Origin of the sequence: Bradyrhizobium sp. 604_D8_N2_3, assembly GCF_051810765.1 — a bacterium.
Lineage (GTDB): Bacteria > Pseudomonadota > Alphaproteobacteria > Rhizobiales > Xanthobacteraceae > Bradyrhizobium > Bradyrhizobium barranii.
On the sequence record NZ_JBPWPM010000001.1, the window covers coordinates 4,538,990 to 4,561,690 of the forward strand.

Consider the following 22,701-nt stretch of genomic DNA (forward strand, 5'->3'; position numbering starts at 1 on the left):
ATCGCCGTTTCATGTCGCGGAAAATCGCGGCGCTTGCCAGCGGCGAACGGCCTTGCGACACTCTCCGCAAAACAAGACTACAAAACATAGGGGAGAGAACGATGCCGGGTCGTCGCGAAAGCCTTGCTGCCCTCGCCATTCTTGCTGCCGGCGTGCTCGTCACGGCACCGGCCTTGGCGCAGAAGAAATACGATCCCGGCGCCACTGATACCGAAGTCAAGATCGGCAACATCATGCCTTATAGCGGGCCGGCGTCGTCTTATGGCGTGATCGGCAAGACCGAGGCCGCCTATTTCAGGATGATCAACGATCAGGGCGGAATCAACGGCCGCAAGATCAACTTCATCAGCTATGACGACGCCTATTCGCCGCCGAAGGCGATCGAGCAAGCGCGCAAGCTGGTCGAAAGCGACGAGGTGCTGCTGATCTTCCAGCCGCTCGGCACGCCCTCGAACTCGGCGATCATGAAATACATGAACGCCAAGAAGGTGCCGCAGCTGTTCGTCGCCTCCGGCGGCACCAAGTTCGGCGACCCCAAGAATTTCCCGTGGACCATGGGTTTCCAGCCGAACTACCAGAGCGAGGGGCGGATCTACGCAAAATACATCCGCGATCATTTTCCCAACAGCAAGATAGCGGTGTTCTGGCAGAACGACGACGCCGGCAAGGACCAGTTCAAGGGCCTGAAGGACGGGCTCGGCGACAAGGCGGGCATGATCATCGCCGACAAGTCCTATGAGGTCAGCGATCCCTCGATCGACTCGCAGATCGTGGCGCTGCATGACTCGGGCGCCGACATCTTCTTCTCATGGGCCGCCCCGAAGGGATCGGCGCAGGCGATCCGCAAGGTCGGCGAGCTCGGCTGGAAACCAAAATTCTTCCTCGCCAATACTGCGACTTCCATCGCCTCGGTGCTGAAGCCTGCCGGGCTCGACTATTCCAAGGACATCATTTCGACAGCCTATCTGAAGGACCCGACCGATCCGACCTGGGACAAGGATCCGGCCGTGATCAAATGGCGCGCGTTCATGGACAAATATTATCCCGATGGCGACAAGGCCAATGCCAACAACCTCTATGGCTATGTGCAGGCCGAGGCGATGGCGCAGGTGCTGAAGCAGTGCGGCGACAATCTCACGCGTGAGAACGCGATGAAGCAGGCCACCAGCCTGAAGGACTTTCACACCGATCTGATGCTGCCCGGCATCATGGTCAACACCTCCACCGACGACTATTTCCCGATCGAGCAGATGCAGTTGATGCGCTTCAACGGGCAGGCCTGGGAGCTGTTTGGCGACGTGATCACCGGCGAGGTCGGCCACGAGCGCGGTCAATAGTCAGGGTTGGCGGCCGGCTTTCGCTTTCAGCGCCATACCGCCGGCGACGCCGACGCCGAGCACATACATCCAGCCTTCGTGGAAATCGAACAAATGCGAGTTCAGAAGCGAGCTCGCGATGTTCTGTACGGCGGCCACGAGCCCGATCCAGGCCGCAAGGCCTTCGTCCAGGAACAGGCGAAGGTGCGCGATCCACATGGCGTAGAGCAGGACGACGCCGAGTACGCCCCATTGCATCGCGACATTGAGGGTCTGGTTGTGGGGATTGCTGACGATCTCCGCATCGAGGCGGCTTCCACCGGTGGCGGCGCGCTCGAACTGGCGCTTGATCGACCCGGTGCCGTGACCGGTCAGGGGCGCCTCGGCAATGGCGTGAAGCGCCTTGCGCCAATAGGTCAGGCGTTGGGCGGTCGAGGCTCGGCTGATGTCCTCGTGGCCGTGGCGGTATTCCACGGCGATGTCTGCAATGCGGTGGCGCAGATAGGGCGAGGTCGTCCAGGCCAGTGTGCTCGCGGCTATCGTGCCCGCGAGTAGGACCAGCGCCGCGCGCCGGCTCAAATGCCTCCAGGCGAGCAGTCCGAGCAGCACGGCGATGCACAGCAACGCCGTGCGCGCGGAGGCGACGAACACCATGTTGGTGGCGAACAGCAGGATCAATGCCAGACAGAGGGCTGTCGCGACCACGTTGCCGCGGCGCCAGAAGGTCAACGCCGGCAGCGCGAGCGCAAAGGCGCACAGCGTGAATTCCTGGCTCTGGTCGATGTAGTTCTTGACGGGAACACCGGCCGACGCGGTCGCGGTGAGTTTCCAGGCGGGATCGTGCAGCACGATCCAGGAATAGACTGCAAGCAGCGCGCAGGACGCGAGAAAGCCAAGGAAACCCCAGAAACCGCGTTCGGATCGGCTGAAGTGATAGAACAGTGCTGGAATCAGCACGAGCTTTGCGACCGGCTTGATCGCATGCAGCCGGTCCGCCCACGCGCCGTCCGACCAGAGCGTGCCGAGAAGCGCGAGCAGCAAGAAGGCAAAGGGCAGGGCGAAAGCAGGCCGTGCGAGCTGGCGTCCATAATCGCGCCAGTCGATGGTCGGCGTCACCACCAGCAGCCAGAGCCCGACGAAGATCGAAGGCGCTGTGGTCGACCAGGGCAGCGACGCCGCGATCAGCACAGCGAGCACATCGGCGGCCCCGATCAGAGCGGGCGATTTGCCCATGGCTTGCCATCGGGCGCGCAACGCTTGTCGACCGACCGGGCCGGACCATACCGCGGTTTCAGCAGTCATGTGCAACGACGCTTATTGCGCGGCAGCCAGGCTTTCCCTGGGCATCTCATGCCCGAGGAAGTCGCGCGCCTGGGTCTCGTAGCCGAAGCGTTCGGCGAGCTCGTGTCGCCTCGCGCGGATGCGGCCGCGGCATTCCTCCTGCCGCGTCAGCACGCGGGTGATTGAAGCTGCGATCGCCTCGGTCGAGAACGGATCGAAATAGTCGGCCAGCTCGCCCGCGACCTCACGGAACACCGCGATATCGGAGCACAGCACCGGCGTGTTCGCGGCCAGCGCCTCGATGATCGGTATGCCGAAGCCTTCGGCCAGGCTCGGCATGATCAGCCCGTGCGCCTCCGCGATCATGGCGGCCTTTTCATGCTCGTCGACATAGCCGGTGAAGCGGACATTTGGCGGCAGGTTGCGCATCCGGCTGATCTGGCCCGCATGACCGATCACCACGAGATCGGCCTGAGGGACGTTGCGGAAGGCGCGAATGACGGTGGCGACGTTCTTGCGCGGCTCGTTCGACACGATGATGACGAAGTTCGGCCGCCCCGGACGCCCCGACAGGGCTGGGAGGTGGAGGACATCCGGGGCGTCGAACCGGGTGCGGGGATACACGACCCGCGCCGGCAGGTGCGCAAATTGCGGCAACAGTTCCCTGAACCGCATCATGCTATAGTTTGAAACGAAGGCGAGCTCGTCAGCCTGGCACAGGCTGGTGCCGATCCGCGCCAGGAACTGGCGCGTGGCAATGTCGCTGAGCTTGAGGTCGGTGAGCGGCAGTAAATCGTGGACGACGCAGATCACCTTGGCGTTCGGCTTGCGCCTGATCGCGACCCGCGTCGGGGTGTCCACAACGATGAGATCATAGTCACGCGCGTCGATCCGCGGCGGCGGCAGCAGGAAGAAGGCCGAGGAGTCCTGATAGTTGAAGAATCCGGGCTCGAGCTGGAATTCGCCGAACAGTTCGAGATGGCGCATATCCGGCGGAATGTATTCGAGCGCGGCGGTCCGGTTCTCGATCAGCCGGGCTTGCAGGCCAAGCAGGCCGATCGCGCGCAGGAGGCAGAGGATATTGTCCCGCGACAGCAGCATGGTGGCCTTGTGGCGGAGCCAGTCGAACCTGCGACGCGCGCCGCTGAGCATCACCGGCCCGCTCACGTTGACCTCGTCGAGGAAGCGATAAAGAGCGAGCAGCTCGATGTTGCGCGACTGCGCCGGAAACAGCTTCGTGCGTCGCTCGCGCCGACATAGCTTGCGGTAACGCTTTGAGGTTTCCACCAGCAACGTGAGTTCGTGACCTTCCGACGCGAGCGACCGTACCAATTCCCGGGTGAAGTGGAAGATGCCGCGCTTGTGATTGGGTTGTCCGAGCGACTCGGACACGACCAGGATGTTCTGTTTCATGCGCGTTTCTCTCGGAGCTCAAAGGTGTGCGTGACGGGCGGCTCGACCGCGATGGTCGAGGCGATGCGGCCGTGATCGAGGTTGATGATGCTGGAGCAGGTGCGGCGCAGCAGCGGCAGGTCGTGCGAGGCGATGATCACGATCGCCGCCTGCGAGACCAGGTTTTGCAGCCGTCTCTCGGCCTTCTCGGCAAAATGCTCGTCGACGACGCTCAGCCATTCGTCGAGCAGCAGGATGTCGGCCGGGAAAGCGGTGGCGGTCGCGAACAACACCCGCATCAGCATGCCCGAGGAGAACATCCGCAGGGGCAGGCGCTGCATGCGCGCTTCGAGCTCGGTGAAAGCCCATATCTCGTCGATCACGCTGCGTGTGGGCTTGCGACCGCTGATCCGCAGCAGCAGCGCGATGTTGTCCTCCGCCACGAAGTCCAGATTGACCCCGGCGTTCAGGCCGAGCAGGGGCACGACGTTGCCCCGGACCGTGACGCGGCCACTGCTCGGCGGATAGACACCGGCGATCAGGCGCAGCAGCGTCGACTTGCCGGAGCCGTTAGGCCCGGCAAGCCCGATACGGGCGCCGGCTTCGGCCTCGATCGAGACGTTGTCGACGGCGCGGATGATCCGCATCTTGCCCGGTTCGCGGATGAGGTGGCCGAGCAGCCGCCGCTTCAGCGAGAAGTCGTAGGCGCCGTAGAGCGGATAGTCGAGACAGACGTCGTGCAGGCTGATCGAGACCATGCGTCAAATCCAGAATGCGGCTTTGCGCAGGTGGACCAGCGTCAGCACGCTCGCAAAGATCAGCAGCGCCAGCGTGATGAGGACGTAGACGATGCTGGCGGGATGGATATGGCCGCCTGCAAGTGGCTCGCGCCATACCGCGAACAGATGCGTCAGCGGATTGAGCCGCATCACCGTCGAGCGGTGATTGATCATCTCGGCCGACCAGATCACGGGCGAGGCGAGGAAGGCGAGCATCAGCGTGGATTCGATGATCGGCTTGAGGTCGCGATAGCGCGTTGCCGTCGCGCCGAGGACGAGGCTCAGGGCGAAGGTACAGGCTATGAACAGCAGCAGGCCGGGCAGCGCCGCCAGCGCGTGAGAGAGGTCGTGGGGCGAGAGGATCAGCCACAGCACCAGCGGCACGCAGGCGTTATGCAGCGCGAACAGCGCCTGGCGGAAGGTGCATTGCAGCAGGAAGATCACCGGCGGCAGCGCCCGGTCGCGGATCAGGCTCGCGGAATTCTGAAGCGCCGTGGTCGCATCGAGCACGACGCTGTTGAGGAAGGTCCAGGCCGTCATCGACAGCGCCAGCATCGGCAGGCGCGCCAGCATGTCGGCGTTCGACATCTGGCCGATCACCGAGCCCAATACGGCGACCATGATCGCCATCTGAAGCGACATCCAGAACGGGCCAAGTAGCGAACGCACGTAGCGGTGGCGCATGTCCGACCAGGCCAGTGCGGCCGCGATCCGGACGGTGTCCAGCCAGCCGGTCGCCTGCGGCGGCTCGGCGGCGGTTGCGGGGTCCGTGCACGACGCGGTGACGGCGTCGCGGTAGACGGCCTGCATGCCTTCCCTGAAGGCTGGGGCGGAATAGCGGGTGAGGGCGCGCGTCCGGGCTGACAGTCCCATGCGGCGGCGGCGCTCGGGATCGCTGATCAGCGTGTCGATGGCATCGCCTAGCTTTTCGGCATCGCCTGGCGGCACCGTGATCGCCTCCATGCCGTGGCGGGCGACGCGCGGCACCGCGGTGTCGAGCGCCGTGTTCACGACAGGGCGGCCGGCGGCCATGGCCTCGAGCTGGACCAGGCCAAAGGTCTCGGCATTGGTGACCGACGGCATGACGAAGACGTCGGACAGGCACATCAGCTTGATGCGCTCGCTGTCGTTCACCGAACCGAGCAGGCGGACGCGGTCACCGAGGCCGAGCTCGCGGATCAGCTGCTCGAGCCGCGGACGCTCGGTGCCTTCGCCGATGATCCAGACCTCGAACTTGCGGTTGACCGCGGCGCGGATCAGGACGTCAAAGCCCTTGTAGGGCACGAGCCGGCCGCAGGCGAGCACGAGCCGGCCGCGATCGTTCACGTGGTGCGGCTCGATCTTCGGCCAGTCGTAACCCGAGGTGTCGATGCCGAACGGCACGACGTGGCATTTGTCGACGAATTCCCGCAGCAACGGCGTGTTCTCGATCAGCGCGTGGTCCGAGACGATGATCGCTGTCGCCCGGCGCAGTGTCCGCCGCATCAACGGTTCGATGAACCAGCGCAGGCCGGCATGGGTGACGATGTCGGCATGCCAGTGCACCACCAGCGGCCGATTGGCGCCGAAGCCGAACGCGAAAACGAGGTCGGCGAGCGGGAAGGGGGCATGGAGCGCCAGCAAATCGTGCTCGGCGATCTTGCGCCAGAGCCGCCAGGGATAGGTAGGAGCGGCGGGAAGCGACAGGACATTACCGAAGGAGCGGACGCGCTCGACCGGCACGTCATTGACGACGATCTCGCGCCGCTCGGCCGATTGCGAGCAGACCAGCACGGCGGAGGCGAAGCTGTCCTTCAGGCTCGCGCAGATGTCGCGGATCACCGTCAGCGTGCCGCCGAACAGGTCGGGATAATAGATCTTGAAGATGTGCAGCACCGACGGGCGGCGCGGAGTTTCGCTGGTGTGATGCATGATGGTGTCAGCCTGCGAGAAGGGCCGCGACAAACGGTGCGGCCAGCACCGAGATGAAGATCACGCCGCGCAACAGCGCCGGCAGCATCGGCTCGATTGCGCCGTGTCCCCAGTCAGGAGCCGGCACAGCACGCAGTGAGTTGGAATTGCGGACCAAGCGGTCAGCCATGGGTGTGAGTCCCTTTACGTCGCGCCCTCAGTGGCGTCCCGTATATGTGGGAAAATTTACCACGTCAATCGGAAGGGAGAAAAAAGTGGGATTGTGTCCCACGTGGGGCACGGGTACAATTCAGACATGAATGCCAAGTCCGGGTCCAAAGCAGCGGCTCCGCAGCCGAATGCCGCCGCGAAGCTGCACGCGCCGCTGGCGCGGCTGCTGCGCCCGCTCGTGCGGCTCTGCATTCGCAGCGGCATGACTTTTCCGGCATTGGCGCAATTGCTTCGCGAGCTGTTCGTCAACGTCGCCGAGCACGATTTTGCGCTGGAGGGGAAGGAGCAGACCGATAGCCGTGTCAGCCTGCTCACCGGGATCCATCGCAAGGAGGTGGCGCGGCTGCGCGGTGCCGGCGCGCCGGTGCACGAGGCGCCGGCCGCGGTGTCGCTGACGAGCGCCGTGATTGCGCGCTGGCTTGCTGCGCCCGAATTCACCGATGCGAAGGGTGAGCCGCTGGCGTTGCCGCGAACGGCCGAGGGCGATGCGCCGTCGTTCGAGCAGCTCGTCGCCTCCGTCACCAAGGACGTGCGGCCGCGCGCGGTGCTCGACGAATGGGTCGACCGCAAGCTCGTCACCATCAACGATTCCGACGAGATCGAGCTGGTCGAGGCGGCCTTCGTCCCGAGCGGCGAGGACGACAGCAAATGGCACTATCTCGGCCGCAATCTGCACGACCATATCGCGGCCGCCGCACAGAACGTCTCAGGCGCGGCGCCGCGCTTCCTCGAGCGCGCGGTGCACTACAACAACATTTCGCCCAAGCTGGCGCGGCGCCTCGAGGCACGCTCGCGCGAGCTCGCGATGGACGCGCTGAAGACCGCCAACCGCGAGGCCAACCGCGCGCTCGGCAAGGACAAGGGCGGTGACGCCCGCTGGAATTTCGGCATCTACATCTACAGCGAAGACGCAGATGGCGAGGCAGAGGTCAAGGAAGGCGGCAAGGGCAGCAGCAAGGAAAGCGGCAAGGAGGGTGGTTCTTGATGAGCCTGCCGCCGCTGATCTCCCGCCGTCTGCTGCTGACAGGATTTTGGCTCGCCGGTACGGCGATGGCCCACGCGCAGGTCAAGCGCGGCACCGATCAGGGCATCGGCGGCACCGGAATCAGGCGCGGTGACGACCACGGCATCGGCGGCACCGGCATCGTCGGCGTGATCCAGCGGTTTGGCAGCATCTACGTCAACGGCGAGCGCGTCACTTATGCGAGCGACGTGCCGGTCCGCATCGACGGCGAGGCCGCGAGCCCCAAGGCTCTGCGCATCGGTCAGCTCGCGCGCGTGGTCGCGACCCGTCAGGCCGACGGCACGCTCGTGACGCGCAACATCACGATCGCGAGCGAGGTCGCAGGTCCGATCGAAGCCGTGAAGGGCAACGAGCTGACTGTGCTCGGCCAGAAGATCGTCACAAGCGACAAGGAGAGCAAGCTCCGTGCGGGCACGCAGGTGGCCGTCTATGGCCTGCGCCGGACCGACGGCGTGATCGTCGCAAGCCTGATCGAGCCGCGGCGCGAGGCGACCGAGCGTGTCACCGGTCTCGTCGAGCGCGGGCCTGACGGCTTGCATATTGGCGGGCTGAGGCTGAGCGGGGTCGATCCGCTGCTGGTTGGCCAGCGCGCCCTGATCGAGGGCCGTTCGAGCCAAGGCACGATGCAGGCCGCGCGCACGCGCATCGACGACTTCTCGGATCTCGTCGGCGCAAGCCGCCTCTCGATCGAGGCCTATGTGCAGCGCGTGGGATCGAACCTCCAGCTCGGCTCCGGCTTCGTGGCTCGTGACGGTTCACGCTTCGGCCCGGCCGCCGGCGAGGCCCGCATGGTGGTCAACGGCGTGTTCGATCGCTCGCGCGGCTTCCAGGTGGAGTCGGCTCAGGCCATCGGCCAGGGGCCGGGAGCCCCTCCATCCGGTGGCGGCAATCCCAATCGGTCGCCCGGCGGCTCGATCCTGCATCCGAACCGCGGCGCCGCCACTCCGAGCGGCGGCCAGCCCGGCGCGCCAACTGGTGGAGCTGCCCCGGGATCTGGCCCAGGACCTGGCCCAAGTGCGAATCCCGGCTCCGCGCCGACGGGCCCGAGCGGCCCGTCAGGCCCCGGTGGATTTGGTTCGCCCGGCGGCGGGTCCATGGGACCCGGCGGTGGAATGGGTGGTGGCGGCTTCGGAGGTCCCGGAGGCGGGATGGGCGGCGGCCGGCGGTAGGCCGCGGCCACGCTGGAAGCGCGTGGCGCGGGCTTGTTAGCCCGCGCTGAGCCTCACCCCGGCGCGCAAGAACTTCTGCGGATCGACCGCTTCGCCGTCGATGCGGGTTTCGTAATGGAGGTGCGGGCCGGTGGAACGGCCGGTCGAGCCGACGAGGCCGATGACCTGGCCGAGCTTCACGATCTCGCCGACCTTGACGTTGATCTCGGAGAGATGGCCGTAGCGGGTCGACAGCCCGTTGCCGTGATCGACTTCGACCATGCGGCCGTAACCGCCGGACCAGCCGGCCGAGACCACCTTGCCGTTGGCGGTGACGCGGGCGGGATCGCCGGTCGCGGCGCGGAAATCGAGACCGGTATGCATCGCGGGCCGGCCCAGGAACGGATCGCTGCGCACGCCAAAACCGGAGGTGAATTCGACCTCGCCGATGACGGGCTTGCGGTAGGGCACCAGCGCCAGCGTGCGATTGAGCCGATCCATCTCGGCGCGGGTGACATTGATGCGGTTGAGCTGCTTCTCGAACGGCCCGGCATTGGCCGTCAGCTTGACGGGCACGAAAGGACCGCCCATCGCGGAGCGCGGCACGGCGGCTTCGAGGCTGGCGAGATTGAGGCCGAGGTCGCTGACGACACCGCGCATCCGGCGCATGCGTGAATCCATGCCTTCCTCGACCGCGCTGAGCGTCGCCATCTGGCGACGCTCGACCTGGTCAAGCGAGGTCGTGAGCCGGACCAGGACGTTGTCGAAACCCTGGTTCTTGGCGAATTGGCTAGTCGGCGGTGCCGCGACGATCGGCGCACGCGACTCAAGCCGCGCTTCGCGATCGGGCGGTGCCACGAAGATCACGGTGTCGCTGATCGGCGACGGCTTCGGCGTGCCCTGCGTCGCGCCCTGGCTCGAATCACCGCGCTGCGGCGCCGTGCGGGGGATTGATCCGGTCACGTCGGGCATGGCCCCGAGCGCCGTGGCGCGGGACTCCAGCGCCGTCTGGCGCTTCATGATCTGGTCGAGCTTCTGGTCGAACTGTTCCTGGTCGAGCAGCTGCCGGCTGGTGGTGCGGTCGACCTTGGCACGGAGTTCGGCGATGCGATCCTCGTAGGCGTACTGCATCTCGGCCTGACGTGCGATCAGCCGGGTCAGGACGTCGTCGCGGAAGGCGAAATAGGTCGCGGTCGCGGCCGACCAGAGTCCGAGCAGCACGACGGTGCCGACCACGATCCAGAACACCACAGGTCCGAGGCGGACCTGCTTGCCGTGGTGCACGATGGTGTAGGCGTCGTCGGTCGAGGGAAGGGGGATCGCGGCTGCAGCCACGGCGGCGGCAGGACGGCGATGGAGGGGCCGTCCGTGGTCGTGCGCGTGATGTTGGGGGTACTGCGAATATTGGGCAGAACTTTTCGACATCGGCACTCCCGCGCCGGTCGGATGAGTCCGTACGGCCTAATTGCCGCAGCAATCTGGGCCGGTCATGGTTAATTTTCCGGAAACGGAACCGCTCGAATTTAACGGATTGGTTAAAGGCCTCTTGCCGCTTCCAGCACCTCGTCGGCGTGGCCGTCGACGCGGACATTGCGCCAGACCCTGGCTACCTTGCCGTCGGGGCCAAGCAGTATCGTGGTGCGAAGAACTCCGAGGAAGCTCTTGCCATACATGGATTTTTCGCCCCAGGCGCCGTACGCCTCCAGCATCTCGTGTTTCTCATCCGAGATGAGGGGCATGCCGAGGCTGTGCTTGTCGCGGAACTTCTCCTGGGCCCTTAACGGATCGGCGGAGATGCCGAGCAGGGCCGTGCCGGCAGCGCTGAAAGCGTCCGCCAGCCGCGTGAAATCGATCGCCTCCCGGGTGCAGCCGGGCGTGTCGGCGCGGGGGTAGAAGAACAGGACGAGCTTCCGACCGGCATAGTCGGCGAGCGAGACCACATCGCCGCCGTCGCGGGGCAGCCGGAAGGCGGGCGCCTTCTGGCCTTCGGTCAGGGCCGGCTTCGCCTTCGCGGGCGCGGAGGCCGATTTGGAGGAATTTAACTGTTTCGATGCGGCCTTATGTGATCCTGCTTTTGCTACGGTCCTGGTTGATTTGCTCGCCTGCGTCCGCTGTGTTTTTGCGGACTTTGTTTGAGTCGTTGCCCGCTTGGTCGGGGTCTTCTTTTTAGCCGTTGCGATGCCGGAGGGCGTTTTGGACGATTTCTTTCGGGATTTCTTGGACATACGCCTTCCTTTCGTCGCTTTCGGCGGGTCAACCAAAGCGGTATTGCAGCTCTCGACCGGTGTGCCGGAATCGCCCTCGTCTGGGCAAGTCTGGCGACGCCGGGGTATGGTTACAAGGAATTCCACGCACCACCCCACTGCTCGTTGAACGCGCGCCCGGGGCGAAATGACGAACAGCAGGAACATTCGAGGTATGGCGGCAATGCCGGCGCGGGGAGCTTCGCTTCCCGCGGACGGCTGCGGTCCCGGCGGTGCTCAATCCTACGATGGGCGCCTGTATCGAGAGGCAATGGCAAGGAATACGTCGCCCCAGGATTACAATCGGGATTTCGATCGGCGCGGCGGTCAACAGCAGCCGCAGGAATGGGACGACGCCGACTGGGATCCGGATCAGGAAGCAGCGGCGGGCTATCGGGCGCGCCGGCTGTTGTCGCGTTCCAATTCAGGCTTCCATCGTTTCGGTGACGGGTTTGCGTCAATGCGCCGCTGGCTGGCGGCTGATCGCTGGCTGAAGCGGCTGGCCATCGTGGTCGGAGCCCTTGCCGTCATTTTCATCGGCTGTTTCGGCGCGCTGTGGTGGCGGCTTGGTGCAGGTCCCATCAATCTCGACATCGCGACACCCTGGCTCGCTGCTGCCATCGAGGACAATATCGGCCACGGCAACACTGTGGAGGTCGGCGGCACCCAGATCGAGCGGGCCGGGCGGATCCGCATCGCCGTGCGCATCCGCGACATCGTCGTCCGCGACCACGACCACGCCATCGTCGCCACCGCGCCGAAGGCCGAGGTGAAGCTGTCGGGGGCAGGTCTCCTGATGGGGCACCTGCGCGCCGAGAGCCTCAATCTCGTGGACGCGGAGCTCGCGATCCGCATCGCGCCCGACGGCACCGTCACCGTGTCCGCCGGCGACACCGCAAAGCCGCTGGCAACCGGCGTCGCATCCAAGAAGGAAGCGGGCCTGCCGCCGACATTCCCGCGCAACGGTGTCCCGCCGCCGCCATTCGCCACCGGACCTGTAAGCCCGGACGCATCGCAGGCCGCTCCCCAGGCCGCTGCCCCGAGCGGCATTCTTCAGGGCCTCGACTGGCTCGACAGTCTGAGTATGACCGGCCTCGACGGCCAGAACCTCAACGAGATCGGTCTGAAGAACGGCAATCTGATCGTCGACGATCAGCAGCGCGGCAGCAAATGGAGCTTTGAGAACATCACGCTCAGCCTGCGCCGGCCGAGCCATGGCGGCGTCGCGCTCAGCCTAGGCGAGGAGGGCGCGCGCCCGTGGTCGCTGCGCGCCACGATCGGCCCTGCCGAGAATGGTGTGCGTTCGGTCGACATCCGCGCCGATAAGCTTTCCACCGCCAACATCCTGCTGGCACTCCGGGTGAAGGACTTCACCTACACCGCCGACCTGCCGCTGACCGGCGAGCTCAAGGGCGAGCTCGGCCGCGACGGCGTGCCGACCTTCTTCCGCGGCAAGATCGCGGTCGGTGCGGGCAACATCATCGACACCGACACGCCTGACTATCCGATGGCGATCGACTCGGCCGAGATCAACGTCGAGTGGGATTCGAACCGGCGGGTATTGGTCGCTCCGTTCAAGATTCTCTCGGGCGCGAACCGCCTGACGCTTCTGGCCCATCTCGAGCCGCCCAACGGCACCACCAACGACTGGCAGCTTGGCTTCAGCGGCGGCTCGATCCTGCTGGGCGGCATCGACAACGAGCCCCCGCTGGTCTTCAACCGCATCGCGATCGGCTTCCGCTTCGATACCGACCACAAGCGCATGCTGCTGACGCAAGCCGATATCAGCAATGGCGAGATCGGCGTCGCCGGCACCGGTGCCATCGACTATTCGGGCGAGCCGCGGTTGACGCTGGGCTTTGCGGGAACGCCGATGTCGGCCTCCGCGCTCAAGCGGATGTGGCCGACGCTCGTCGTTCCCGAGTTGCGCGAATGGGTGATCGAGCGGATCGAGCGCGGCACGCTCCAGCGCATCGAGATCGGCGTCAATTCGCCGACGAAGAACCTCCCGCGCAAGGGCCCGCCCATTCCCGACGATGGCCTGTCGGTCAACATCGTCGCGAGTGGCGTCGCGGTCCGCCCCGTGGATGGCATGCCGGTGGTGCACGATGCCGATTTGAAGGCGCGTGTGACCGGGCGCACCGCGACCGTGAATATCGGGCAGGGCATTGCCGATACGCCGGCGGGCCGCAAGGTCACGATCTCCGACTTCGTGTTCGAGGTGCCGGATATGGCGCCCAAGCCGTCGCCATCGCGGACCAGGTTCCGCGCCGACGGCCCCGTGGCGGCAGCCGCCGAAATCCTTTCCAATGATCGGCTCAGCGATCTGTCGGCGACGTTCGTCGATCCCAACACCAGCAAGGGAACGTTCTCGGCGAACATCCAGCTCGGCTTGCCGGTCAAGGGCGCGCTGACCAAGGGCGACACCAGCTACGCCGTCAGCGCCGACCTCAACGGCTTTGCCGCCGACAAGCTGGTGATGAACCAGAAGCTGGAGGCCAACAACCTCAAGATATCAGCCAACAACCAGGGCTATCAGGTCAAGGGCGACGTCAAGATCAACGGGCAGGCGGCTTCGCTGGACTATCGCAAGCCGACCGAGGGCGACGCTGACGTCAAATTGCAGGCCACGCTCGACGATGCGAGCCGCGCGCGTCTCGGATTCGACCTCAGCCCTGCCGTGAGCGGATCGCTGCCGATCAAGCTGTCGGGCAAGATCGCCGGAGGTCCCGACCAGACGACGAAGCTCGGTGTCGAGGCGGACCTGACCTCGGTCAAGCTCGACAACATCCTGCCCGGCTGGGTCAAGCTGCCGGGCAAATCGGCCAAGGCCAGCTTCAAGGTGGTGCCGACGGCGCAATCAACGCGCCTGGAGGACATCGTCGTCGAAGGCGGCGGCGCCTCGATCAAGGGCTCGCTTGAAGTCGATCCGAACGGCGACCTCATGAACGCGAACTTCCCGACCTACGCCCCGTCCGACGGCGACAAGGCCTCGTTGAAGGTGGAGCGTGGCCAGGACGGGGTGGTGCGGGGCACGATGCGCGGGGATGTGTTCGACGGCCGCGGTTTCCTGAAGTCGGCGATCTCGGGCAATTCCAAGGACGACGCCAAGAACAAGATGAAGAACGTCGATTTCGACATCGACGTGAAGCTCGGTGCCGTCGCGGGCTTCAACGGCGAGGCGATGCGCAGCGTCGACGGCAAGATGTCGCGGCGCAACGGCACCGTCAAAGCCTTCACGCTGAACGGCAAGATCGGCCGCGACACGCCGGTGGCAGCCGATTTGCGCGGCGGCCGCGCCCAGGGCAATCGCGAGGTGATCTACCTCCAGACCAACGATGCCGGCGCGTTGCTGCGCTTCACCGACACCTACACCAAGGCGAGCGGCGGCCAGATGGTGGTGGCGATGGAGCCGCCGACGTCGGAGCCGAACACCACGCGCGAGGGCCTCATCAACGTCCGCGACTTCACGGTGAAGGGCGAGGCGCAGCTCGAACGCGTTGCCGCCGGCGCGCCCAACGGCACCGGGAACGGCGTCTCCTTCAGCGCGCTGCGCGCCGAGTTCACGCGCCAGAACGGCGCGCTGACGATCCGCGATGGCGTCGTCAAGGGCCCGATGATCGGCGCCACCATCGAGGGCTCGATCGACTATCCCGGCAACCAGGTCTGCATGAGCGGCACCTTCGTGCCGATGTACGGCTTGAACAACATGTTCGGACAGATTCCGGTGCTCGGGTTGTTCCTGGGCGGTGGCGACAAGGAAGGCCTGATCGGCGTGACCTACGAGGTCGTCGGCACGCCGGCCGCGCCGGTGATGCGCGTCAATCCGGTTTCGGCCATGGTGCCGGGTGTGTTCCGCAAGATCTTCGAATTCAACACCGGCAAGCAGAACACGCCGTTCGAGGAATTCCCGTCGCAGTCGAACGACGGCTCGACCGGATCGACGCGCCAGCTCTCGAGCGGCTGCACCCTCGCGCGGCGATAACCCACTAAAATTCGCAGGTGCTCGTCCCGGCTGCGCGGCCGAAGCCGCTTCGGCGCGGCGAAGGCCTGGGTATCCACGTCCTTCGTGCCGCGCGGCAAAACGTGAATGGCCGGGACAAGCCCGGCCATGACGCATGTGGAGGTATTGACGTCGGGAAGCTTACGCCGCGCGCACGCCCGCCAGGAAGGTGCCGACTTCGCCTGAGAGCTGCTCGGCCTGCTTGGAGAGATTGCTGGCCGCAGCGAGCACCATGCCGGCGGCGTTGCCGGTCTCGTTCGCTGCGGTGCTGACACCGCCGATATTGGTGGTGACTTCCTTGGTCGCTTCAGCGGTCTGCGAGACGCTGCGGGCGATCTCGGCGGTGGCGGCACCTTGCTCCTCGATGGCCGCGCCGATCGAGGTGGCGATGCGGCTGACTTCCTCGATGGTGGCGGTGATGCCGCCGATGGCGTCCACGGCCTCCTTGGTCGCACCCTGGATCTGGGCGATCTTGTCGCCGATCTCGCGGGTGGCTTCCGCGGTCTGGCTGGCGAGCGATTTCACCTCGGAAGCGACGACGGCAAAGCCGCGGCCGGCTTCACCGGCGCGCGCGGCCTCGATGGTGGCGTTGAGCGCGAGCAGATTGGTCTGCGCCGCGATGCTGGAGATCAGCTCGGCGACGTGCTCGATTTGCTGGGCGCCGTCCGAGAGCGCGCGGACGATGGTGTCGGTGCGGCGCGCGCTGTCCACGGCGCGCCCCGTCACTTCGGCGGATTGCGCGACCTGGCGGCTGATCTCGGTGATGGAGGAGGAGAGCTCTTCGGCGGCAGCCGCGACTGTCTGGACGCGCTGGCTGGCTTCGGTGGCGGCCGAACCGACCACGGCGGCGCGGCGATTGGTGCCCTCGGCTGTGGACGACATCGACTTGGCGGTGGTCTCGAGCTCGCCGGAGCCGGAGGCCATCAGGCCGACGAGCTGGCCGACCGAGGCATCGAAGCGGTCGGCGAGCGAGATCAGGGCGTCGCGTTTCTCCTGCTCATTGCGGCTCTTGGCGGCAACCTGCTCGGCCTCCAGCGTGCGCGCCGTCAAAGCGGTCTGCCTGAGCACTTCGAGCGTCTCGGCCATGCGGCCGATCTCGTCGCCGCGATCGGTCTCCTCGACCGGCCTGTCGATAGCGCCTTCGGAAATCTCCTGCATGCGGGTCTTCTGGCGGTTGAGCGCGCCGAGCACGTCGCGGGCGATCAACCAGGACAGCGTCGCCATCAGCAGCATCAGGCCAACGCCGATTGCGGCGAGCTCCAGCGTCAGCGCGCGCACGTCGGCGTCGATGTCGTCGACATAGAGGCCATAGGCAATTGCGACGTTCCAGGGGGCGAACTGGCGGGCGAACACCAGTTTGCGAACCGCAACCGTCTCGCCCGGACGCGGGAACAAATAGGACAGGATACTGCCTTCCGGTGTCTGCTTGCCTGCGGCCACCGTGGCATCGCCGATCACGATGCCATTGGCATCCTTGATGCCGTTGTTCTTGCCCTCGAGCTGAGGCGCGCCGCCATTCATCATCACTGTTGAATCGGCGGTATAGACGACGGGATAGCCTTGGCCGCCGTTGAACTTCATCCGCCGGCCGCGCAGCTTGAACTGGTCTTGCGCATCGGCGAGCGTCATCTTGCCGGCGGTGACGTCGTCCTGGAGCGATTGCGCGAAGCCGTGCAGCAGATCGACCGCCGTCTGCATCTGGCGCCCGCGATCTTCGAGCATGCGGGTCTTGCTGAGATAGGCTGACGCGACGATGAGGGCGGTCACGGTGAGCGCCGCAAGACAGACCATGCTGGCAAGCTTGGTGCGGATTTTCAGGTGACTGAGCAGCGTCATGACGGCCTCGCGAACGGTTGCAAAATGCTAATTCTCGCGCAGCCGTATCAGGAAGTCCTTACCATTCCTGAACGCAGGGCACGGCGTGTTCAGACGCGGCGCAATCTGCGCAGCCATGGACACGCATGTGCAGGGAAGACGCCGATGCCTGCGGCGACGTGTCCAGAAAAATGCATCGTGATCGTGTTCGTGCGATCAATCCGGTGCGCTCCGAACATCGATTCGCAGATGCGTCGTCTTGTTCGGAACCTGCGCAGATGTTGCGCGGCTTATGCCGCGCGCACGCCCGCCAGGAAGGTGCCGACCTCGCCTGAGAGCTGCTCGGCCTGCTTGGAGAGGTTGGAGGCGGCCGCGAGCACCATGCCGGCGGCGTTGCCGGTCTCGTTCGCTGCGGTGCTGACGCCGCCGATATTGGTGGTGACTTCCTTGGTCGCTTCAGCGGTCTGCGAGACGCTGCGGGCGATCTCGGCGGTGGCGGCGCCTTGCTCCTCGATGGCCGCGCCGATCGAGGTGGCGATCCGGCTGACTTCCTCGATGGTGGCGGTGATGCCGCCGATGGCGTCCACGGCCTCCTTGGTCGCGCCCTGGATCTGGGCGATCTTGTCGCCGATCTCGCGGGTGGCTTCCGCGGTCTGGCTCGCCAGCGACTTCACCTCGGAGGCGACGACGGCAAAGCCGCGGCCGGCTTCACCGGCGCGCGCGGCCTCGATGGTGGCATTCAGCGCGAGCAGATTGGTCTGCGCCGCGATGCTGGAGATCAGCTCGGCGACGTGCTCGATCTGCTGGGCGCCGTCAGAGAGGGCACGGACGATGGTGTCGGTGCGGCGTGCGCTGTCCACGGCGCGGCCGGTCACTTCGGCGGATTGCGCGACCTGGCGGCTGATCTCGGTGATGGAGGAGGAGAGCTCTTCGGCGGCAGCCGCGACCGTCTGGACGCGCTGGCTGGCTTCGGTGGCGGCCGAGCCGACCACGGCGGCGCGGTGGTTGGTGCCCTCGGCCGTGGACGACATCGACTTGGCGGTGGTCTCGAGCTCGCCGGAGCCCGAGGCCATCAGGCCGACGAGCTGGCCGACCGAGGCATCGAAGCGGTCGGCGAGCGCGATCAGCGCGTCACGCTTCTCCTGCTCGCTGCGTGTCTTGGCGGCGATCTGTTCGGACTCCAGCGTGCGCGCCGTCAAAGCGGTCTGCCTGAGCATTTCGAGGGTCTCGGCCATGCGGCCGATCTCGTCGCCGCGATCGGTCTCCTCGACCGGCTGGTCGATGGAACCGTCGGCAATCTCCTGCATGCGGGTCTTCTGGCGATCGAGTGCGCCGAGCACGTCGCGCGCGATCAGCCACGACAACGTCGCCATCAGCAGCATCAGGCCGAAGCCGACCGCGGCAAGCTCGAGCGTCAGCGCGCGCACATCGGCGTCGATGTCGTCGACATAGAGGCCGTAGCTGATCGTCGCGTTCCAGGGGGCGAACTTGCGCGCGAACACGGTCTTGCGCACCGCTTCGGTCTGGCCGGGGCGGGGATAGAGATAGGAGGCCACGCCGCCGCCATTCTGTTCGCCGGCCTTGAGGATCGCGTCGGCAATGAGGACGCCGTTGGCGTCGATCGCGCCGGTGATCTTGCCTTCGAGCTGCTGGTTGGCGCCGTTGACGAGGAGGGACGTGTCGGCGTTGTAGACGACCGGATAGCCCTGGTTGCCGTTGAAGGTCATGCGCCGTCCGCGCATATGGAACTGGGCCTTGGCCTCGGCCTGCGTTAGCTTGCCGGCGGTGACGTCGTCCTGGACCGACTGGGCGAGATTGTAGAGCATGTCGACCGCGGTCTTCATCTGCTGGACCCGGTCCTCCATCATGCGGCTCTTGCTGAGGAAGGCCGATACCGCGATGATGGCTGTGACTGTGAGAGCCGCAAGACAGACCATGCTGGTAAGCTTGGTGCGGATCTTCAGATGGCTCAGCAGCTTCATCGCAGCCTCTACGAAATGGTTGTTATTGCTCGCATCGGTAGCATGAAGTTCTTACCAATCATGAACATAGGCATGCGGCCGCCGGCCGCGCGCGTGACCGTTCGCAGCCTGATGCGCAACCATGCAGGCAAAGCGACATGCGTCGGCGCACGTCAGCGCGTATGCTGGAGAAGATCGATCCTGGACTTTGGTGGTCATCGAGCTTGGCGGGAGCGGCAATGAACCGATTCGTTCACCGCCTCATCATGTCCGCGCTGCTCGTCGCGGCCCTCGTCCTAATCTGGAACGTGCTGGGCTCGCGGTAGATGACACCGGCAAAGCTGCCGGTGCCATCCGTGACTTGAGCGCTAGTTGCGCGCGTCAGCGTCGCGCAAATGCGCCGCCGGTCGAGGCGCGTTCGTTGCCCAGCGCCGCATCGACGCTGATCGGGCCGCCGCCGGCCGCCGAGAGATAGAGGCAGGCGAAGCAGAACAGGATGGCGAGCGTGCCGTTGTTGAGCAGCGGCAGGAGCACCGGCGTCTCGCCCTTGAGCATATGTCCCATGAAGTAGGCGAAGGCCATTTCACCGGAGAGGATGAAAGCGGCGAGGCGGGTGAACAGGCCGAGGATCAACAGCGCGCCAAGCACCAGTTCAAGCGTGCCGGCCGCGCCGTAAAGCGACATCAGTTCGACTTTCGCGAACATCGGCAAAGGCGGAAACTTGAAAAGCTTGGCCACGCCGAATTGAAACAGCAGCAGGCCAGTGATGAAGCGGAACAGGCTCAGGAGAACCGGTTCAAAGCGAGTGAGATAGGAAAAGTTCATTGGTTTGTGCCCTCCATCCAATGGGCGACTTGGACCGTATTCAGTTCGGCCTCGCAAGCCACCCGGGGTCAATTCCGTGCTGACATTTTTGTCATGTGGACAAAATATCGCAGTTCGTCCCTTAACTCCGGTTGCGCTCGACTGTTTCGCACGCGGCGCCGCGTGTGTCGCCCGTAATTTCCCGGTGACGCGGAGGGATGCAGGTTACGTCGGGGAGACCTACTCCCGCAAGGCGGGGACAATCAGGAATGGAATCATTCCGAGGATCACGCTCGCAAGTGCGAAGACGAGCAGGAGATTGTAGCCGTGCGTGAAGTCGTGGATGAGGCCGCCGCTCCATGAGCCGAACGCCGAGCCCAATCCGCTGCCGATCGAGATGGTGCCGAAGATCGTGCCGACGCGCTTGCCGCGAAAAATCTTCATGGCGGTCGCTGTGATCAGCGGGCCGCGCGAGCCCATCATGCTGCCGAAGCAGACGACGAAGCCGGTGAGCAGGATGATGTTCGGATAATACTGCAAGAGCCAGAGCAGGACGATGCCGATGATCGAGATCGCGTAGCTGAGCAGCACCGAGGGCCGGCGCCCGATCAGCCCGTCGAGCGCGGACACGCCGAGCATGCCGAACACCAGCACCACGCCCGAAAAACCCCAGGCGGTCGCGGCCTGGAGCGGCGGAAAGCCGGCATCGATGAGGTAGGCCACGATCTGTGCCGCGATCGAATACATGCCGACCGCGGTGAAGAAGAAGGTCGAGAACAGCGCCCAGAAAGCGTGGTGGCGCATCGCGCTCGCAAGCGTCCAGCCGTTGTCGATGAAATCAGGATCGGTCTTCTTGCTGACACGCGGCGAGCCGAGCGCGAACATGCGCCAGGGCAGAAGCAGCAGCGGCACGAGCAGGCCGAGCGCGGCGAAGCCGTATACCTGATAGGCTTCACGCCAGCCGAGATGATCGATCAAGAGCTGCGAAGTCGGGAGCAGCGCTAGCACGCCGCCACCCATTGCCGAATAGACCACCGCCATCGCGGTCGGCAGCCGTGGCCCGAACCAGCGGCCGAGCAGGATCGAGTTCGGCACAATGCCGATGAAGGCGACGCCAATGCCGACGCAGAGGCCGATCGAGAGCTGAAATTGCCAGAGCGCCTGCGCGTGCGCCGCGATCAGGAAGGCCGAGCCGAGCAGGAAAAGCCCGAGTGCGTAGACGATGCGCGGTCCGGAATGGTCGAACAGGCGCCCGACCAGTGGCGCGGTCAGCCCGCTGATCAACCAGGTCAGTGAGTAGATCGAGACGACCTGCGCACGGTCCCAGCCAAAGTTTTCGGAGATCGGCTTGAGGAAGACAGTAAAGCTCTCGCTGAGGCCGCGGCCGAGGACGGCGAGCGTGAAGCACAGTCCGAGCACGATGAGTGCGGTGCGCACCGCATCTCGCTGCGTGCGTACGGCTTGTTCCCTCGAAGTTTCCCTGGGCGTGTTTTGATCCATTGCCGGTCAGGGAGCGCGCTTCGGCGCGCCCTGACAAGCATCAAAAGCTCATAAGCCTATGCAGGCCGGATCAGGACGTGCTTCTTCTTGCCGAAGGACAGCTTGATCACGCCCTCAGGCGTCAGATTGGCCGCAGACAGCGCCATCTTCTCGTCGCTGACGGACTCGTCGTTGACGCGCAGGCCGCCGCCCTTGATCTGGCGCCGTGCCTCGCCATTGGAGGCAACCAGGCCTGCCTTGACGAAGGCGTTGAGCACGCCGAGGCCGGCGTCCAGCTCGCCGCGCGGAATTTCCACCGTCGGCAGGCTTTCGGCCAGTGCGCCTTCCTCGAAGGTGCGGCGCGCGGTTTCAGCCGCCTGGTTTGCTGCGTCGCGTCCGTGCAAGAGCGCGGTCGCCTCGGTCGCAAGCACCTTCTTGGCCTCGTTGATCTCCGAGCCGCCGAGCGCCTCGAGCTTCCTGATCTCGCTCATCGGCAGCGTCGTGAACAGCTTCAGGAATTTGCCGACGTCGGCGTCCTCGGTGTTGCGCCAGTATTGCCAGAAATCATACGGCGAGAACTGGTCGGCGTTCAGCCAGACCGCGCCCTGCGCGGTCTTGCCCATCTTGGCGCCGGACGCGGTCGTCAGCAGCGGCGTCGTCAGCGCGAACAGCTGGTGGGTGCCCATGCGGCGGCCGAGATCGACGCCCATGATGATGTTGCCCCACTGGTCCGAGCCGCCCATCTGCAATTTGCAACCGGTGCGCTTGGCGAGCTCGACGAAGTCGTAGGCCTGGCAGACCATGTAGTTGAACTCGATGAAGCTCATCTCCTGCTCGCGCTCGAGGCGCAGCCGCACGGAGTCCATGGTCAGCATGCGGTTGACCGAGAAATGCCGGCCGACGTCACGCAGCATCTCGATCCAGTTGAGTTTTGTCAGCCACTCCGCATTGTCGAGCATGACGGCGTCGCTCTTGCCGTCGCCGTAGCGCAGCACCTTTGCGAACACGCCGCGGATCGATTCCTTGTTCGCTTCGATCTCGGCGACGGTGCGCATCGCGCGGGTCTCGTCCTTGCCGGAGGGATCGCCGACCATGGTGGTGCCGCCGCCCATCAGCGTAATCGGCTTGTTGCCGGACTGCTGGAGCCAGTGCAGCATCATCATGGTCAGGTAGTTGCCGATGTGCAGCGAGCGGGCGGTGCAATCGTAGCCGACATAGGTGGTCGCTTCGCCCTTGGCGGCGAGCGCGTCCAGCCCCTCGAAATCGGAGCACTGGTGGATGAAACCACGTTCCTGCAGGGTATTGAGGAAATCCGATTTAAATGCAGTCATCTGT

Annotated in this window: 17 protein-coding genes; 5 read left to right on the forward strand and 12 right to left on the reverse strand. The window is 65.3% G+C overall.

The features are described 5' to 3' along the window. The first annotated feature begins 101 nt into the window (after positions 1 to 101). Positions 102 to 1,337: an ABC transporter substrate-binding protein gene (locus tag AB7245_RS21460; RefSeq protein ID WP_439034878.1), complete on the forward strand. Its 1,236-nt coding sequence runs from the start codon at positions 102 to 104 to the stop codon at positions 1,335 to 1,337. Here the strand turns inward: AB7245_RS21460 and AB7245_RS21465 are convergent, their stop codons facing one another. From AB7245_RS21465 to AB7245_RS21485, 5 genes are read right to left on the reverse strand one after another with little or no spacing between them, the layout of a single operon-like run. Further along, on the reverse strand, positions 1,338 to 2,618 hold the full coding sequence (locus AB7245_RS21465; RefSeq protein WP_439034879.1) for an O-antigen ligase family protein: 1,281 nt from the start codon (positions 2,616 to 2,618) through the stop codon (positions 1,338 to 1,340). Positions 2,619 to 2,630: 12 nt separating this feature from the next. Further along, the gene (locus AB7245_RS21470) at positions 2,631 to 4,010 is read right to left on the reverse strand and encodes a glycosyltransferase family 4 protein (protein WP_439034880.1); all 1,380 of its coding nucleotides are present in this window, start codon (positions 4,008 to 4,010) and stop codon (positions 2,631 to 2,633) included. Then, positions 4,007 to 4,747, reverse strand: coding sequence for an ABC transporter ATP-binding protein (locus AB7245_RS21475; protein WP_354123646.1), 741 nt, complete (start codon positions 4,745 to 4,747; stop codon positions 4,007 to 4,009). Before AB7245_RS21475 ends, AB7245_RS21470 begins: the two co-directional genes overlap by 4 nt. 3 nt (positions 4,748 to 4,750) lie before the next feature. Next, on the reverse strand, positions 4,751 to 6,679 hold the full coding sequence (locus AB7245_RS21480) for a glycosyltransferase (RefSeq protein WP_439034881.1): 1,929 nt from the start codon (positions 6,677 to 6,679) through the stop codon (positions 4,751 to 4,753). Between the two features lie 7 nt (positions 6,680 to 6,686). Continuing rightward, entirely contained in the window at positions 6,687 to 6,848 is a 162-nt protein-coding gene (locus AB7245_RS21485; RefSeq protein WP_014495568.1) for a hypothetical protein, read from the reverse strand. A 126-nt stretch (positions 6,849 to 6,974) separates the two neighbouring features. Here AB7245_RS21485 and AB7245_RS21490 point away from each other — a divergent pair, with 126 nt between their 5' ends. Continuing rightward, positions 6,975 to 7,874 carry a DUF6502 family protein gene (locus tag AB7245_RS21490; protein ID WP_439034882.1) on the forward strand — a complete coding sequence of 300 codons (900 nt, stop codon included), beginning with the start codon at positions 6,975 to 6,977 and terminating at the stop codon, positions 7,872 to 7,874. Next, entirely contained in the window at positions 7,874 to 9,082 is a 1,209-nt protein-coding gene (locus AB7245_RS21495) for a DUF5666 domain-containing protein (RefSeq protein WP_439034883.1), read from the forward strand. The genes AB7245_RS21490 and AB7245_RS21495 overlap by 1 nt, the downstream gene beginning before the upstream one ends. A gap of 36 nt (positions 9,083 to 9,118) precedes the next feature. On the opposite strand, the gene AB7245_RS21500 is transcribed toward AB7245_RS21495, so the two are convergent. Both AB7245_RS21500 and AB7245_RS21505 read right to left on the reverse strand, forming a co-directional pair. Next, positions 9,119 to 10,486, reverse strand: a complete 1,368-nt coding sequence (locus AB7245_RS21500; protein ID WP_439034884.1) for a peptidoglycan DD-metalloendopeptidase family protein — start codon at positions 10,484 to 10,486, stop codon at positions 9,119 to 9,121. A gap of 110 nt (positions 10,487 to 10,596) precedes the next feature. Further along, entirely contained in the window at positions 10,597 to 11,286 is a 690-nt protein-coding gene (locus AB7245_RS21505; protein ID WP_135213498.1) for a peroxiredoxin, read from the reverse strand. Between the two features lie 202 nt (positions 11,287 to 11,488). Between AB7245_RS21505 and AB7245_RS21510 the strand changes: the two genes are divergently transcribed. Further along, positions 11,489 to 15,289 (forward strand): YhdP family protein, encoded by a 3,801-nt coding sequence (locus tag AB7245_RS21510; protein WP_439035753.1) that lies wholly within the window; start codon positions 11,489 to 11,491, stop codon positions 15,287 to 15,289. Positions 15,290 to 15,448: 159 nt separating this feature from the next. Here AB7245_RS21510 and AB7245_RS21515 read toward each other — a convergent pair whose 3' ends face one another. After that, on the reverse strand, positions 15,449 to 17,143 hold the full coding sequence (locus AB7245_RS21515) for a methyl-accepting chemotaxis protein (RefSeq protein ID WP_439034885.1): 1,695 nt from the start codon (positions 17,141 to 17,143) through the stop codon (positions 15,449 to 15,451). A gap of 269 nt (positions 17,144 to 17,412) precedes the next feature. Further along, the gene (locus AB7245_RS21520) at positions 17,413 to 19,104 is read right to left on the reverse strand and encodes a methyl-accepting chemotaxis protein (protein ID WP_439034886.1); all 1,692 of its coding nucleotides are present in this window, start codon (positions 19,102 to 19,104) and stop codon (positions 17,413 to 17,415) included. Between AB7245_RS21520 and AB7245_RS21525 the strand changes: the two genes are divergently transcribed. Continuing rightward, on the forward strand, positions 19,087 to 19,326 hold the full coding sequence (locus AB7245_RS21525; protein WP_439034887.1) for a hypothetical protein: 240 nt from the start codon (positions 19,087 to 19,089) through the stop codon (positions 19,324 to 19,326). The two genes, AB7245_RS21520 and AB7245_RS21525, sit on opposite strands and share 18 nt — an antisense overlap. A gap of 138 nt (positions 19,327 to 19,464) precedes the next feature. Here AB7245_RS21525 and AB7245_RS21530 read toward each other — a convergent pair whose 3' ends face one another. The 3 genes from AB7245_RS21530 to tyrS form a co-directional block, all read right to left on the reverse strand. Then, positions 19,465 to 19,908, reverse strand: coding sequence for a DoxX family protein (locus AB7245_RS21530; RefSeq protein ID WP_071914328.1), 444 nt, complete (start codon positions 19,906 to 19,908; stop codon positions 19,465 to 19,467). A gap of 219 nt (positions 19,909 to 20,127) precedes the next feature. After that, the gene (locus tag AB7245_RS21535) at positions 20,128 to 21,387 is read right to left on the reverse strand and encodes an MFS transporter (protein ID WP_208086615.1); all 1,260 of its coding nucleotides are present in this window, start codon (positions 21,385 to 21,387) and stop codon (positions 20,128 to 20,130) included. Positions 21,388 to 21,443: 56 nt separating this feature from the next. After that, positions 21,444 to 22,697, reverse strand: coding sequence for a tyrosine--tRNA ligase (tyrS, locus tag AB7245_RS21540; RefSeq protein ID WP_063983526.1), 1,254 nt, complete (start codon positions 22,695 to 22,697; stop codon positions 21,444 to 21,446). Positions 22,698 to 22,701: the final 4 nt, after the last annotated feature.